The sequence below is a fragment of the Burkholderia sp. SIMBA_051 genome (assembly GCF_046534915.1).
Classification (GTDB): Bacteria; Pseudomonadota; Gammaproteobacteria; order Burkholderiales; family Burkholderiaceae; genus Burkholderia; species Burkholderia ambifaria.
This window is the reverse complement of sequence record NZ_JAWRXS010000001.1, coordinates 366912-380408: the sequence shown is the minus strand read 5'-3', so window position 1 is coordinate 380408 and position 13497 is coordinate 366912. Positions and strand designations below refer to the sequence as shown.

Here is a 13497-nt window from a genome sequence, read left to right as displayed (position 1 = left end):
TGCATTTCTGCGGCGACTTTATTGACGCTTCCCTACGCGAATCCGAGCCGCGCCCGCGCGCGGCGATTGAGCCTACGATGTCCCGAATTTCCTTGTTTCCGCGTCAGTCCCGTCTGTCGCGCGCCGTACGTGGCGCGCTGGCGATCCTGGCGCTCGGCACGGCCGTGTCGGCCTGGGCGGCCGACACCGGCGAGCTGGCGGCGTCCGCCGCCGGCGGCCCCGCGCCGCTCAATGTGACGGTCCAGCCGGGCCAGTCGTTGAACGACCTCGCGAAAGCGGCCACGCAGTCGCACGACCCGGCCGTGCTCGCGCGCGCCGGCCGTGCGCTGTTCGACGCCAATCCGCAGGCATTCATGAAGCGCGACCCGAGCCGCCTGAAAGTCGGCGCGACGCTGACGGTGCCGGCGCTCGATGCGACGGGCGCGGCGCTCGCGCCGGCTGGTGCGTCGAGTGCGTCCGGTGCATCGGCGGTGTCGGCGCCAGCGTCGGCGGCAGTAGCCGCGTCAGGTACGGCTGCGGCCGCAGTCGCGCAGCATGGTGCGTCCGCACCGCGCTCGGGCTCGGCCGTGCAAGGCGCACCGGCCGCATCGGCTGCGCACGCGGCGCCGGTCAGCAGTGCGAGCGTCGCGGTGGCGGCAGGGGCGTCGGCGCCGATCGGCGCATCCGCCGCGCATGGCGCATCGACGGTTGAATCCGTTCAGCCGGCAGCGCCTGCGGCCGGCGCAAGCGGGCCGCACGTGTGGAGCGGCGCGATCCAGTCCGCACCGTCGTCCGCGAGCGACGCCGCTGCGCAGGTCGCACCGGGCGGCGCGGCGCAAGGCATGCACGAACCGTCCGCGGCGGCACCCATCGCGGGCGCGTCGCAGCCACGGCCGTCGAGCCTCCAGCAACTGCTCGCGCTGAAGAACCGCGTGCTGATGGAACTGCAGAAGCACGGGATCGGCAAGCCGGCCGACACGAACAACGTTGCACCGGCGCGCGCGCCGGCTCCGGCGCCCGCCGCGCCGCGCCCCGCCGCGAATGACGCAGGCGCATCCGCTGCCGCGTCCGCATCGGCCGCGAGCGAAGCGGCATCCGGTGTGGTCGCCAGCGCGGTGCAGCCGGCATCGGCGCCCGTGCAGCCGGCTGTGCCGGTTACGCCCGCCGCACCCGCGCGCGGTGCGGCACAGATCGACTGGCGTCCGACAGCAATGGCCGGTGGGGCCGTGCTCGTTCTCGCGGCCTGGTTCGCGTGGCGCAAGCGCCGCAAAGCGCGGCCTGCCGATGCGATCGCCCCGGAATCCGGCGGAGCGGCTGTCGTCGATGCCGGCGCATCGTCGTCGCCTGTCGAACCGTTGCCGCCGATCCTTCCCGAGACGCCGCTCGCACGCGACGCCGCGGCCGATGTGAACCTGATCGCGGCTACCGCGGCAGCGGCGGGGGCCGTCGACACGCATGAAGCCGAGGTCGCGTCGCCGCCGGAAACCGCGAAGCCGCACGACGATCAACCGGAAGCACCGTCCGCGCACGCCGCGCTCGAGCGCGACGCAGCGCCGGCCTCGCACGACGTGAAGCCCGTCGCGGAAGCTGCCGCGGACGAGCCGCTGAAAACGCCTGCGGCGCCGTCGACGAACGACGCGCAGCACGCGGCGCTGATGCAGAACGCGATCAGCGCGCTCAACAGCCTCGACATGCCGTTGCCGCCGCGTCAGACGGACGAGCCGGCCGCACGGGAAGGGCAAGCCGAAAGCGAAAGCGAGAAAATCGCAACTAACGGTCAATCCGCGTCACACCCGCCGGTTGGCGCGAGCGATCTGTCACCGGAACACCCGGCCGACCAGGACGACGAGTTCGATTGGGATCCGGATGCGGCGACGCCCGCACCGCACGCGGGCGGTGCATCCGCGCCGTCGTCGCTGCCGCCGCTCGGCGGCGCGCAGTTCGGCGCGTTGAAACTGGATTTCGATCTCGACCTGCCGTCCGCGCCGGGTGCCGCGTTGCCCGCGCTGACGCCGGAAGAGCTCGCGCGCATCGCGCGCAACAAGCTGGATCTCGCGTCGGAGTACGTCGAACTGGGCGACCTGTCGGGTGCGCGCACGCTGCTGCAGGAAGTGATCGACGCGAACGACGCCGCCACGCGCGACGAGGCGCGTGCGCTGCTCGCGAAACTGGCGGACGAGGCGTAATGCGGATCGCGCTGGGAGTTCAGTACGACGGCGCAGCGTTCTGTGGCTGGCAGGCGCAGCCGCACGGCAAGACCGTGCAGGACGCGCTCGAGCGCGCGCTCGGCGAATTCGCGTGCGTGCCGTTGCACACGACGGTCGCGGGGCGCACCGATACGGGCGTGCACGGGCTCGGGCAGGTCGTGCACTTCGACACGGACCTCGACCGCACGGATTTCTCGTGGGTGCGCGGCACCAACGCGTTCCTGCCGTCGACCGTTTCCGTGCAGTGGGCGAAGCCGATGCCGGACACGTTCCATGCGCGTTTCGCGGCATTCGAACGCACCTATTACTACGTGCTGTACGTGCATCCCGTGCGCTCGCCGATGCTGGCCAGCCGTGCGGGATGGATCCACACGCCGCTCGACGACGACGCGATGCGCGCCGCCGCCGCGCACCTGATCGGCGAGCATGACTTCTCGTCGTTCCGGTCGTCGGAATGCCAGTCGAAGACGCCGGTCAAACACCTGTATCAGATCGATGTGCGGCGCGCCGGCCACTTCATTCATTTCCGGTTCCGCGCGAACGCGTTCCTGCACCACATGGTGCGCAACCTGATGGGCTGCCTCGTCGCGGTCGGGCGCGGCCGCTATCCGGCGGACTGGCTCGCCGACGTGCTGGCCGGGCGCGACCGCAAGCTCGCCGCGCCCACGTTCATGGCCGACGGGCTGTATCTTGCCCATGTCGGCTACCCGGCGGAATTCGCCGTCCCGCCCGCGCAACTCGGCAGCGTGCCGTGGAGCAGCGTCTGGGCCGATCTGGACCTACCATCATGACGGATCACGCCGTGCCTTCTCCGACCTTCGCCGCGACCGGCCTCGCGCCGCGCACGCGCATCAAGCTGTGCGGCCTGTCGCGCCCCGAGGACGTGCTGCACGCCGCGGCACTCGGCGCCGACGCGATCGGCCTGGTGTTCTACCCGAAGAGCCCGCGCGCGGTGTCGATCGCGCAGGCGGCCGAACTGGCGCGCCTCGCGCCGCCGTTCGTGTCGGTGGTCGGGCTGTTCGTGAACGCGACCGAAGCCGAGATCGGCGCAGTCGTGCGCGAGGTGCCGCTCACGGTGCTGCAATTCCACGGCGACGAGACGCCCGAGCAGTGCGACGCGCTCGGCCGCGCGGCCCGCCTGCCGTGGTTGCGCGCGGTGCGCGTCGGCCCCTCGACTCAGCCGTCCGATTTGGTAGAATCGGCACTTCATTATTCGAAAGCGCGCGGCCTCCTGTTCGACACCCTGGTGCCGGACTACGGCGGTAGCGGCAAGGTCTTCGATTGGTCTCTTATTCCCGCAGAGCTCGCGCATCGGGCCGTTTTGAGTGGTGGCTTGAGCGCGCAAAACGTCGGTGATGCGATCCGCCAGTTGCGCCCGTTTGCTGTCGATGTCTCGAGTGGCATCGAAGTGGAGGGCGCGAAGGGCGTGAAGGATCACGCCCGGATGGCGGCGTTCGTACGCGCGGTGCGCGAAGCGGACGCCCGGTGATGCAAGAAGGTGCGCCCCCCGAACGCGGGGCGCGCCGACCAATCGAGAGTGACACCATGTACAACCTTCCTGATGATCACGGCCATTTCGGCCCGTATGGCGGCGTGTTCGTCGCCGAGACGCTGATTCACGCGCTGGACGAACTGCGCGCCGCGTATGAAAAATTCCGGAACGACCCCGATTTTGTCGCCGAATACGAGCGCGAACTGAAGCACTTCGTCGGCCGTCCGTCGCCGATCTATCACGCGCAGCGCTGGAGCGAGACGCTCGGCGGCGCGCAGATCTACCTGAAGCGCGAAGACCTGAACCACACCGGCGCGCACAAGATCAACAACGTGATCGGCCAGGCGCTGCTCGCGAAGCGCATGGGCAAGAAGCGCGTGATCGCCGAGACGGGCGCCGGCCAGCACGGCGTCGCGACGGCCACGATCTGCGCGCGCTTCGGGATGGAGTGCATCGTCTACATGGGCGCCGAGGACGTGCGCCGCCAGGCCGCGAACGTCTACCGGATGAAGCTGCTCGGCGCGACGGTCGTGCCGGTCGAATCGGGTTCGCGCACGCTGAAGGACGCGCTGAACGAAGCGATGCGCGACTGGGTCACGAACATCGAAAGCACGTTCTACATCATCGGCACGGTCGCGGGCCCGCACCCGTATCCGGCGATGGTGCGCGACTTCCAGCGCGTGATCGGCGACGAGTGCAAGGTGCAGATGCCGGAACTCGCCGGCCGGCAGCCGGACGCGGTGATTGCGTGCGTCGGCGGCGGCTCGAACGCGATGGGCATCTTCTACCCGTATATCGACGACACGTCGGTGCAGCTGATCGGCGTCGAAGCGGCCGGCGACGGCCTCGACACCGGCCGTCACGCGGCGTCGCTGATCGCCGGCAGCCCCGGCGTGCTGCACGGCAACCGCACGTACCTGCTGCAGGACGACAACGGCCAGATCATCGAGACGCATTCGGTGTCGGCCGGCCTCGACTATCCGGGTGTCGGCCCCGAGCACGCATGGCTGAAGGACAGCGGCCGCGCGCAATACGTGCCGATCACCGACGAAGAGGCGCTGAAGGCGTTCCACGACTGCTGCCGGATCGAGGGGATCATCCCCGCGCTCGAGTCGAGCCACGCGATCGCGTATGGCGTGAAGCTCGCGCCGACGTTGCCGAAGGACAAGATCCTGCTCGTCAACCTGTCGGGCCGCGGCGACAAGGACATGCACACGGTCGCCGAGCGATCGGGCATCGCGCTCTGACCGACCGATGCGTGACCTGATCGAAGAACCGGGCGGCGGCGCCGCGAGCGAAGCGGAGGCGGGGCAGCCCGCCGTCGCCGTGCCGTGCGCACTGCCGTCCGGGATCGAACTGCACAACCGCGATTTCATGACCGAAGCCGCGCGCCTGCCGGATGCGTCGATCGACCTGATCGTCGCCGATCCGCCGTACGGGCTCGGCAAGGACTACGGCAACGACTCGGACAAGCGTTCGGGCGACGACTTTCTCGCGTGGACGCGCGAGTGGCTCGAGCTCGCGATTCCGAAGCTCAAGCCGAGCGGGTCGATGTACATCTTCTGCACGTGGCAGTACGCGCCGGAAATCTTCAGCTTCCTGAAGACGCAACTCACGATGGTCAACGAGATCATCTGGGACCGGCGCGTGCCGAGCATGGGCGGCACGACGCGCCGTTTCACGTCGGTGCACGACAACATCGGCTTTTTCGCGGTTTCCAAAGCGTATTACTTCGATCTCGATCCGGTCCGCATCCCGTACGACGCCGACACGAAGAAGGCCCGCTCGCGCAAGCTGTTCGAAGGCAGCAAGTGGCTGGAGATGGGCTACAACCCGAAGGACGTCTGGTCGGTCTCGCGCCTGCATCGGCAGCACGCGGAGCGCGTCGATCATCCGACCCAGAAGCCGCTGGAAATCATCGAGCGGATGGTGCTCGCAAGCTGCCCGCCGGGCGGCCGCGTGCTCGATCCGTTCATGGGCAGTGGCACGACCGCGGTGGCCTGCGCACGGCAGGGGCGCGACTTCGTCGGCTACGAGATCAACGAAAGTTATTGCGCGATCGCGCACGAGCGCGTGAACGCGCTCGCCGTGCAGGTGTGCGCGTGAGTCGCGCCGCCGCAATGCCGATCGCAACTAGGAAAATTGCCATGTCCACCCGTATCCAGCAGACCTTCGCCGCACTCGCCGAACAAGGCCGCAAGGGCCTGATCCCGTTCATCACGGCCGGCGACCCCGATCCCGCAAAGACGGTCGAGTTCATGCACGCGCTCGCCGAAGGCGGCGCCGACGTGATCGAGCTCGGCGTGCCGTTCTCGGACCCGATGGCCGACGGCCCGGTGATCCAGCGCTCGTCGGAGCGCGCGCTCGCGCGCGGCGTCACGCTCAAGAGCGTGCTCGCCGACGTGAAGCGCTTCCGCGACACCAACCAGAACACCCCCGTCGTGCTGATGGGCTATGCGAACCCGATCGAGCGGATGGGCGTCGACGCGTTCGCGGCGCAAGCGCAGGCAGCCGGCGTCGACGGCGTGCTCGTGGTCGACTATCCGCCCGAGGAAGCCGGCGTGTTCGCCGAGAAAATGCGTGCCGCGCAGATCGATCCGATCTTCCTGCTCGCCCCGACGTCGACCGACGAGCGCATCGCCGACGTGGGCAAGATCGCGAGCGGCTACGTGTATTACGTGTCGCTCAAGGGCGTGACCGGCGCCGGAAATCTGGATGTTTCGAGCATTGCGGGTAAAATCCCGGCCATCAAGTCGCGCGTGCCGGTTCCGGTGGGCGTCGGCTTCGGCATCCGCGACGCCGAAACGGCGCGCGCGGTGGCCGAAGTGTCGGACGCCGTCGTGATCGGCAGCCGCCTGGTGCAGCTGCTCGAGAGCGCCGCGCCGGAAGGCGCCGCCGCCGCGCTGAAGACATTCATCGCCGAGCTGCGCGCCGCCCTGGACGGCGCCGGCAAGACGGCGCGATAAACACAACACAGGCGGCGGGAACGGGCCGGTCGGCCCGCCCCGCCACGGAACAGGAAACCATACACGATGAGCTGGCTCGACAAACTGTTGCCGCCGAAGATCAAGCAGACCGACCCGAAAAGCCGCAAGGGCATTCCGGAAGGCCTGTGGGTCAAATGCCCGTCCTGCGAGGCCGTGCTGTACCGCAACGACGTGGACGCGAACCTGCATGTGTGCCCGAAGTGCGACCACCACATGCGCATCGGCGCGCGCGAGCGCCTCGACGGGCTGCTCGATCCGGAAGGCCGCTATGAAATCGGCCAGGAAATCGTGCCGGTCGACTCGCTGAAGTTCAAGGACAGCCGCAAGTACCCCGATCGTCTGAAGGAAGCGATGGACGAGACGGGCGAGACCGACGCGATGGTCGTGATGGGCGGGGCGATCCACACGCTGCCCGTGGTCGCGGCCTGTTTCGAGTTCTCGTTCATGGGCGGCTCGATGGGTTCGGTCGTCGGCGAGCGCTTCGCGCGCGGCGCGCAGAACGCGCTGGAACAGCACGTGCCGTTCATCTGCTTCACGGCGTCGGGCGGCGCACGGATGCAGGAAAGCCTGCTGTCGCTGATGCAGATGGCGAAGACCACCGCGATGCTGACCAAGCTGGCCGAAGCCAAGCTGCCGTTCATCTCGGTGCTGACCGACCCGACGATGGGCGGCGTGTCGGCGAGCTTCGCGTTCCTCGGCGACGTCGTGATCGCGGAGCCGAAGGCGCTGATCGGCTTCGCCGGCCCGCGCGTGATCGAGCAGACGGTTCGCGAGAAGCTGCCGGAAGGCTTCCAGCGCGCGGAATTCCTGCTGACGACGGGCGCGATCGACATGATCGTCGACCGCCGCAAGATGCGCGACGAGATCGCGCAGCTGCTCGCGCTGCTGCAGCGACAGCCGGCCGACGCGCTGGCCTGATCGGCGCGGCGTTGTGACCTGCGCGCGTCGCCCGGCTGAACCGCCGGGCGGCGCGTTTCGTTTTTTGGCGTAGTGGCGGTACCGATTCAGATTTGATCCGATGAGCACTTTTCCCACTCTCGACGCGTGGCTTTCGCATCTCGAACGCGCGCACCCGGTCGGCATCGACATGGGCCTCACCCGCATCGGGCAGGTCAAGGCCGCGCTGCAGCTCGAATTCGCGTGCCCCGTGATCACGGTCGGCGGCACGAACGGCAAGGGCTCGACCTGCGCGTTCCTCGAGGCGATCCTCGTTCACGCGGGCTACAAGGTCGGTTGCCACACGTCGCCGCACCTGCTCGAATTCGCCGAGCGCGCGCGCGTGAATGGCCAGCAGGTCAGCGATGCCGACCTGCTGCCGCACTTCGAGGCCGTCGAAGCGGCGCGCACGTCGCTGCCCGAGCCGGTGTCGCTCACGTACTTCGAATTCACGACGCTCGCGATCCTGCATCTGTTTGCGTCGCGCGGGCTCGACGTCGTGATCCTCGAAGTCGGCCTCGGCGGCCGACTCGACGCGGTCAACATCATCGATACCGACTGCGCGATCGTCACGAGCATCGACATCGACCACACCGAATACCTCGGCGACACGCGCGAGAAGATCGCGTTCGAGAAGGCGGGCATCTTCCGCGCGGGCAAGCCGGCGATCTGCGGCGATCCTGCCGTGCCGAACACGCTGATCGACCATGCCGCCGCGATCGGTGCGGACCTGTGGCTGGTCGGTCGCGATTTTCGCTATGAAGCGCAGCCGGGCGCGGAGCGCCAGCAATGGAGCTACCTCGGCCGCGACAAGCGCTATCCGGCGCTCGCGTACCCGGCGCTGCGCGGCGCGAATCAGCTGATCAATGCGTCGGCCGCGCTGGCCGCGCTCGAGGCGCTGCGCCCGGTGCTGCCGGTGTCCGCGCAGGACATTCGGCTCGGGCTCGCGAACGTCGAGCTGCCGGGGCGCTTCCAGGTGCTGCCCGGCAAGCCGGCGATCGTGCTGGACGTCGCGCACAACCCGCATGCGGCGGCCGTGCTCGAGCAGAACCTCGGCAACATGGGCTTCTTCCCGTACACGTACGCGGTGTTCGGCGCGATGCACGACAAGGACATCGACGGCGTGCTGCGGCACCTGGCGGGGGAGGTCGACCACTGGTGCGTGACCGACCTGCCGCTGCCGCGTGCGGCGCGCGCGGAGCAGCTCGAAGCCGCGCTGCGCAAGGCCGGCGTGGAAGACGGGCCCGATTCGAGCGTCACGCGGTTCGCGTCGCCGGCGGAAGCATTTCGAGATGCACTAAAAAGAGCATCCGAGAATGATAGAATCGTGGTTTTCGGCAGTTTCCATACGGTGGCCGGTGTGATGGCCTACCGGAAATCGCAGCAACACTGACTGTCGGGCAGTTTCGGACTCAGCCATTCATGGGAATTTTCTCGTTCGGCAAGAAAGACGACGACGCGCCCACCCGGCGCGGCGGTCGTACCGGGGCCTCCCGGAACGTGCGCACGGAGCGCACTGAACGCGTCGAGCGACGCACGCGCCGCACCGAGCGTCCGGAATCGGACGCACTGCTTCTCGATCCGACCCTTCCTGAAAAGCAACGCGCCCGCCGGCGTCTCGTCGGCGCAATCGCGCTCGTCGTCGGCGCGGTGATCGTGCTGCCGATGGTGCTCGATTCGCACCCGAAGCCGGTGACGGACGACATCGCGATCGATATTCCGAACCGGCCCGCGCATCAGGCGGTCGCGCCGCGTGACGACGATGCGGCCGACGTGCAGGCAGGCGTCGCGCACGACGAGCCGCCGGCTTCCGATGTCGCGGTGGCGGCCGCGCCCGCACCGGCGCCGAAGGATACGGCCAAGCCGGCCGCGAAACCCGCTGCCACGACCTCGACGACCCCGACGACCACCGCGAGCGTGACGCCGCCGAAGCCCGCTGCCAAGCCGGCCGCCCCTGCGGCGAAGCCGGTCGCGCCGAAGCCGGCGCCGGCACCCGCGACGGTCGCGAACGCCGACGCCGCGACCGACAGCGGCGACGCGTCGTCGCCGGCATCGCCGGCCGGTGCGCGCTTCGCGGTGCAGCTCGGTTCGTTCAAGGACGACACGACGGCCCGTTCGTGGGCCACCAAGTTGAAATCGGCGGGTGTGCCCGCATATGTCGAGCATCGCAAGCAGGCGGACGGCAGCACGGCTACACTGCTGCGTGCCGGCCCGTTTGCGGATCGCGCGGCGGCGTCAGCCGCGATCGCGAAGGTGCGCGAAGCCGGACTGACGCAGTAACGTGCGATGCTGACGGCTTTCGACTACGCTGTATTGGCGGTAATCGCGTTGTCTGCGCTGCGTGGCGCATGGCGCGGTTTCGTCTCGGAGATTTTCGGGTTGATCGGCTGGATCGTGGCGGTCGTGATCGCCGCACGCTACGTCGGGCTGGTGGTGCCGTACATTCCGGCGAACTGGCCGGGCGGCGCGCTCACCCAGTGGGTGCTCGCGTTCGCGCTGATCGTGATCGGCGTCGTGTTCGTCGCGGGTGTCGCGAACGCGCTGTTGTCGCGGATCGCGCAGGCGACGGGCCTCGGTGGAGTCGATCGCTCGCTGGGCATGATGTTCGGGCTCGTCCGCGGCTGCGTGCTGGTGGTGCTGCTGGTCGCGGCGGCCGGGCTGACCGAATTGCCCAAACAGGATTTCTGGCGCAATGCGCTCTTGCGTCCTTTCGCCGAACAGGGCGTGCACGAGCTGAAGCAGCTCCTGCCCGACGGCATGGCCCAGTACGTGCGCGTGTGACGCCGCGGCCGGGCAGGACGGAACCGATTTTGTCATCTTGAAGGACATGCCATGTGCGGCATCGTAGGTGTTATCTCCCAATCCCCCGTCAATCAGCTGATCTATGACAGCCTGCTGCTGCTGCAGCATCGCGGTCAGGACGCAGCGGGCATCGCGACGGCGGACGGCAGCAATTTCCACATGTACAAGGCGAACGGCATGGTGCGCGACGTGTTCCGCACGCGCAACATGCGCAGCCTGCCCGGCACCTTCGGCATCGGCCAGGTCCGCTATCCGACGGCCGGCTCGGCGTCGAGCGAAGCCGAGGCGCAGCCGTTCTACGTGAACGCGCCGTTCGGGATCATCCTCGCGCACAACGGCAACCTGACGAACTGGGAACAGCTGAAGGACGAGATGTTCCGGATCGATCGCCGGCACATCAACACCAATTCCGACAGCGAAGTGCTGCTCAACGTGTTCGCGCACGAGCTGCAACTGTCGACCACCGGCCTCGAGCTCGATCCGGCTGCCGTATTCAAGGCGGTCGCGGGCGTGCATCGCCGCCTGGAGGGTTCGTATGCGATCGTGTCGCTGATCGCCGGCTACGGCCTGCTCGCGTTCCGCGATCCGTTCGGCATCCGCCCGCTGTGCCTCGGCAAGCTCGAAACCGAACACGGCACCGAATGGATGGTCGCGTCGGAGTCGGTGGCGGTCGAAGGCATCGGTTTCGAATTCGTCCGCGACGTGCAGCCGGGCGAAGCGATCTTCATCGACAAGGCCGGCAACTTCCACAGCCAGCAATGCGCGGAGCAGCCGACGCTGAATCCGTGCATGTTCGAGTACGTGTATCTCGCCCGTCCGGATTCGTGCCTCGACGGCGTGCCCGTCTACAACGTGCGCCTGCGCATGGGCGACTACCTCGCCGAGAAGATCAAGCGCGAGCTGCCGAACGTGCCGATCGACGTCGTGATGCCGATTCCCGATTCGTCGCGTCCGGCTGCAATGCAGGTCGCCGCGAAGCTCGGCGTTGAGTATCGCGAAGGCTTCTTCAAGAACCGCTACGTCGGCCGCACCTTCATCATGCCGGGCCAGGCCGTGCGCAAGAAGTCGGTGCGCCAGAAGCTCAATGCGATGAGCATCGAGTTCAAGGACAAGAACGTGCTGATCGTCGACGATTCGATCGTGCGCGGCACCACCTCGCACGAGATCGTGCAGATGGCGCGCGATGCGGGCGCGAAGTCGGTGATCTTCGCGTCGGCGGCGCCGCCCGTGAAGTTCCCGAACGTGTACGGCATCGACATGCCGACGCGCGGCGAGCTGGTTGCACACGGCCGCACCGACGAAGAAGTCGCGAAGATCATCGGCGCCGACCACCTGATCTACCAGGACGTCGACGACCTGCGCCGCGCGGTGCGCGACATCAACCCGAAGCTCGAACGCTTCGAGGCGTCGTGCTTCGACGGCAACTACATCACCGGCGCCGTGACGCCCGAGTACCTCGATGCGATCGAGCGTGCACGCCTCGCCCCGGCGTCGCAGGCCGATCGCGACACGGCCGGCGACACCGCGCGTTCGCAGATGAACCTGCAGCTGTCGGTCGAGTGATGCCGGCGCATGCTTCCGACGAAGCGTGCTAGGATGTGGCCTTGCGTCGATTTGATTCAGCTTGCGGACGCGGGGCGACTTCCCAAAACAGCTAAAGCGAAGGCCGGCGAAAGCCGGCCCGAGTCGATCGCTGTCGTACCGCACCGAAGCCCGCTGATGCCGACGCATAGCGGGCTTTTTGTTTTGGCCTGGTTTTTGGCTGGGTTCGCGTCCGATGCATGATCCGCGGCGCGCCCCTCGAATACGGAAAACGGAACATGGACGACTCCCTCAATTTCGACACGCTCGCCGTGCGCGCGGGCACGCTGCGCAGCAGCGACTTCAACGAGCACTCGGAAGCGCTGTTCCTCACGTCGAGCTTCTGCTTCAAGAGCGCGGCCGAGGCCGCCGAGCGCTTCGCGAATTCGGAAGACTATTTCACCTATTCGCGCTTCACGAACCCGACCGTCACCATGTTCCAGGATCGTCTCGCCGCGCTCGAAGGCGGCGAGGCCTGCATCGCGACGGCGTCGGGCATGGCCGCGATCATGTCGGTCGTGATGTCCGCGCTGCAGGCGGGCGATCACCTCGTCAGCTCGCGCAGCCTGTTCGGCTCGACGCTCGGGATGTTCTCGCAGATCTTCAGCAAGTTCGGCATCACGACGACCTTCGTCGACCCGACCGACCTGAACGCATGGCAGGAAGCGGTGCGGCCCGAAACGAAGATGTTCTTTCTCGAAACGCCGTCGAACCCGCTGACCGAGCTCGCCGACATCGAGGCGATCGGCAAGATCGCGAAGGCGGCGAACGCGCTGTTCGTCGTCGACAACTGTTTCTGCAGCCCGGTGCTGCAGCAGCCGCTGAAGCTCGGCGCGGACGTCGTGATGCACTCCGCGACGAAGTTCCTCGACGGGCAGGGCCGCGTGCTCGGCGGCGCGCTGGTCGGCTCGAAGGCATTCATCATGGGCAAGGTGTTCCCGTTCGTGCGCAGCGCGGGCCCGACATTGTCGGCGTTCAACGCGTGGGTGCTGCTGAAGGGGATGGAGACGCTGTCGCTGCGCGTCGAGAAGCAGTCGGCGAACGCGCTGGAAATCGCGCGCTGGCTCGATTCGCATCCGGCCGTCGCGCGCGTGTTCTATCCGGGGCTCGAATCGCATCCGCAGCATGAGCTCGCGAAGCGCCAGCAGAAGGCGGGCGGCGCGATCGTCTCGTTCGAGCTGAAGGGCGACACGCCGGAGCAGCAGCGCGCGAACGCGTGGCGCGTGATCGACAGCACGAAGCTGATCTCGATCACCGGCAACCTCGGCGATACGCGCACGACGATCACGCATCCGGCGACGACGACGCACGCGCGCATCACGCCGGAAGCGCGTGCGGCCGCGGGCATCACCGAAGGGCTGATCCGCCTCGCGGTCGGCCTGGAGGATGCGGGCGACCTGCGCCGCGATCTCACGCGCGGCCTCGAGGGCTGAGCGCGGCGGCAGGTTTTTTCACGGCCGACATGACAACGGGCCGCTCGATAGAGCGGCCCGTTGTCTTTTGGGCGGTGACG

Annotated in this window: 12 protein-coding genes; all 12 read left to right on the top strand. The window is 68.0% G+C overall.

Annotated elements, in window-relative coordinates; translation table 11 throughout:
• Positions 1-77: 77 nt before the first annotated feature.
• The 12 genes from SB771_RS01625 (at position 78) to SB771_RS01570 (ending at position 13417) form a co-directional block, all read left to right on the top strand.
• On the top strand, positions 78-2165 hold the full coding sequence (locus SB771_RS01625) for a FimV/HubP family polar landmark protein (protein WP_175659542.1): 2088 nt from the start codon (positions 78-80) through the stop codon (positions 2163-2165).
• The gene (gene truA, locus SB771_RS01620; RefSeq protein WP_175659541.1) at positions 2165-2977 is read left to right on the top strand and encodes a tRNA pseudouridine(38-40) synthase TruA; all 813 of its coding nucleotides are present in this window, start codon (positions 2165-2167) and stop codon (positions 2975-2977) included. Before SB771_RS01625 ends, truA begins: the two co-directional genes overlap by 1 nt.
• Entirely contained in the window at positions 2974-3675 is a 702-nt protein-coding gene (locus SB771_RS01615; RefSeq protein ID WP_175659540.1) for a phosphoribosylanthranilate isomerase, read from the top strand. The genes truA and SB771_RS01615 overlap by 4 nt, the downstream gene beginning before the upstream one ends.
• Positions 3676-3731: 56 nt before the next feature.
• Positions 3732-4925 (top strand): tryptophan synthase subunit beta, encoded by a 1194-nt coding sequence (trpB, locus tag SB771_RS01610; protein WP_126225115.1) that lies wholly within the window; start codon positions 3732-3734, stop codon positions 4923-4925.
• A gap of 7 nt (positions 4926-4932) precedes the next feature.
• Entirely contained in the window at positions 4933-5784 is an 852-nt protein-coding gene (locus SB771_RS01605) for a DNA-methyltransferase (RefSeq protein WP_175659539.1), read from the top strand.
• 41 nt (positions 5785-5825) lie between these two features.
• Positions 5826-6644: a tryptophan synthase subunit alpha gene (gene trpA, locus SB771_RS01600; RefSeq protein WP_175659769.1), complete on the top strand. Its 819-nt coding sequence runs from the start codon at positions 5826-5828 to the stop codon at positions 6642-6644.
• 66 nt (positions 6645-6710) lie between these two features.
• On the top strand, positions 6711-7583 hold the full coding sequence (accD, locus tag SB771_RS01595; protein WP_006755101.1) for an acetyl-CoA carboxylase, carboxyltransferase subunit beta: 873 nt from the start codon (positions 6711-6713) through the stop codon (positions 7581-7583).
• A gap of 100 nt (positions 7584-7683) precedes the next feature.
• Positions 7684-8994, top strand: coding sequence for a bifunctional tetrahydrofolate synthase/dihydrofolate synthase (gene folC, locus SB771_RS01590; RefSeq protein ID WP_126225118.1), 1311 nt, complete (start codon positions 7684-7686; stop codon positions 8992-8994).
• 29 nt (positions 8995-9023) lie between these two features.
• Positions 9024-9881, top strand: coding sequence for an SPOR domain-containing protein (locus SB771_RS01585; RefSeq protein WP_175659538.1), 858 nt, complete (start codon positions 9024-9026; stop codon positions 9879-9881).
• A 6-nt stretch (positions 9882-9887) separates the two neighbouring features.
• The gene (locus SB771_RS01580) at positions 9888-10382 is read left to right on the top strand and encodes a CvpA family protein (protein WP_006755189.1); all 495 of its coding nucleotides are present in this window, start codon (positions 9888-9890) and stop codon (positions 10380-10382) included.
• 51 nt (positions 10383-10433) lie between these two features.
• Positions 10434-11966 carry an amidophosphoribosyltransferase gene (gene purF, locus SB771_RS01575; protein ID WP_011658389.1) on the top strand — a complete coding sequence of 511 codons (1533 nt, stop codon included), beginning with the start codon at positions 10434-10436 and terminating at the stop codon, positions 11964-11966.
• A 257-nt stretch (positions 11967-12223) separates the two neighbouring features.
• Positions 12224-13417, top strand: a complete 1194-nt coding sequence (locus SB771_RS01570; protein WP_041490157.1) for an O-succinylhomoserine sulfhydrylase — start codon at positions 12224-12226, stop codon at positions 13415-13417.
• Positions 13418-13497: the final 80 nt, after the last annotated feature.

Excerpts from the sequence above, each read along its gene's own strand:
- SB771_RS01625 (WP_175659542.1), top strand. The coding sequence starts at position 78 with ATGTCCCGAATTTCCTTGTTTCCGCGTCAGTCCCGTCTGTCGCGCGCC.
- SB771_RS01570 (WP_041490157.1), top strand. The coding sequence starts at position 12,224 with ATGGACGACTCCCTCAATTTCGACACGCTCGCCGTGCGCGCGGGCACG.
- SB771_RS01605 (WP_175659539.1), top strand. The coding sequence starts at position 4,933 with ATGCGTGACCTGATCGAAGAACCGGGCGGCGGCGCCGCGAGCGAAGCG.
- truA (WP_175659541.1), top strand. The coding sequence starts at position 2,165 with ATGCGGATCGCGCTGGGAGTTCAGTACGACGGCGCAGCGTTCTGTGGC.
- accD (WP_006755101.1), top strand. The coding sequence starts at position 6,711 with ATGAGCTGGCTCGACAAACTGTTGCCGCCGAAGATCAAGCAGACCGAC.
- purF (WP_011658389.1), top strand. The coding sequence starts at position 10,434 with ATGTGCGGCATCGTAGGTGTTATCTCCCAATCCCCCGTCAATCAGCTG.
- SB771_RS01585 (WP_175659538.1), top strand. The coding sequence starts at position 9,024 with ATGGGAATTTTCTCGTTCGGCAAGAAAGACGACGACGCGCCCACCCGG.
- trpA (WP_175659769.1), top strand. The coding sequence starts at position 5,826 with ATGTCCACCCGTATCCAGCAGACCTTCGCCGCACTCGCCGAACAAGGC.
- folC (WP_126225118.1), top strand. The coding sequence starts at position 7,684 with ATGAGCACTTTTCCCACTCTCGACGCGTGGCTTTCGCATCTCGAACGC.
- SB771_RS01615 (WP_175659540.1), top strand. The coding sequence starts at position 2,974 with ATGACGGATCACGCCGTGCCTTCTCCGACCTTCGCCGCGACCGGCCTC.
- SB771_RS01580 (WP_006755189.1), top strand. The coding sequence starts at position 9,888 with ATGCTGACGGCTTTCGACTACGCTGTATTGGCGGTAATCGCGTTGTCT.
- trpB (WP_126225115.1), top strand. The coding sequence starts at position 3,732 with ATGTACAACCTTCCTGATGATCACGGCCATTTCGGCCCGTATGGCGGC.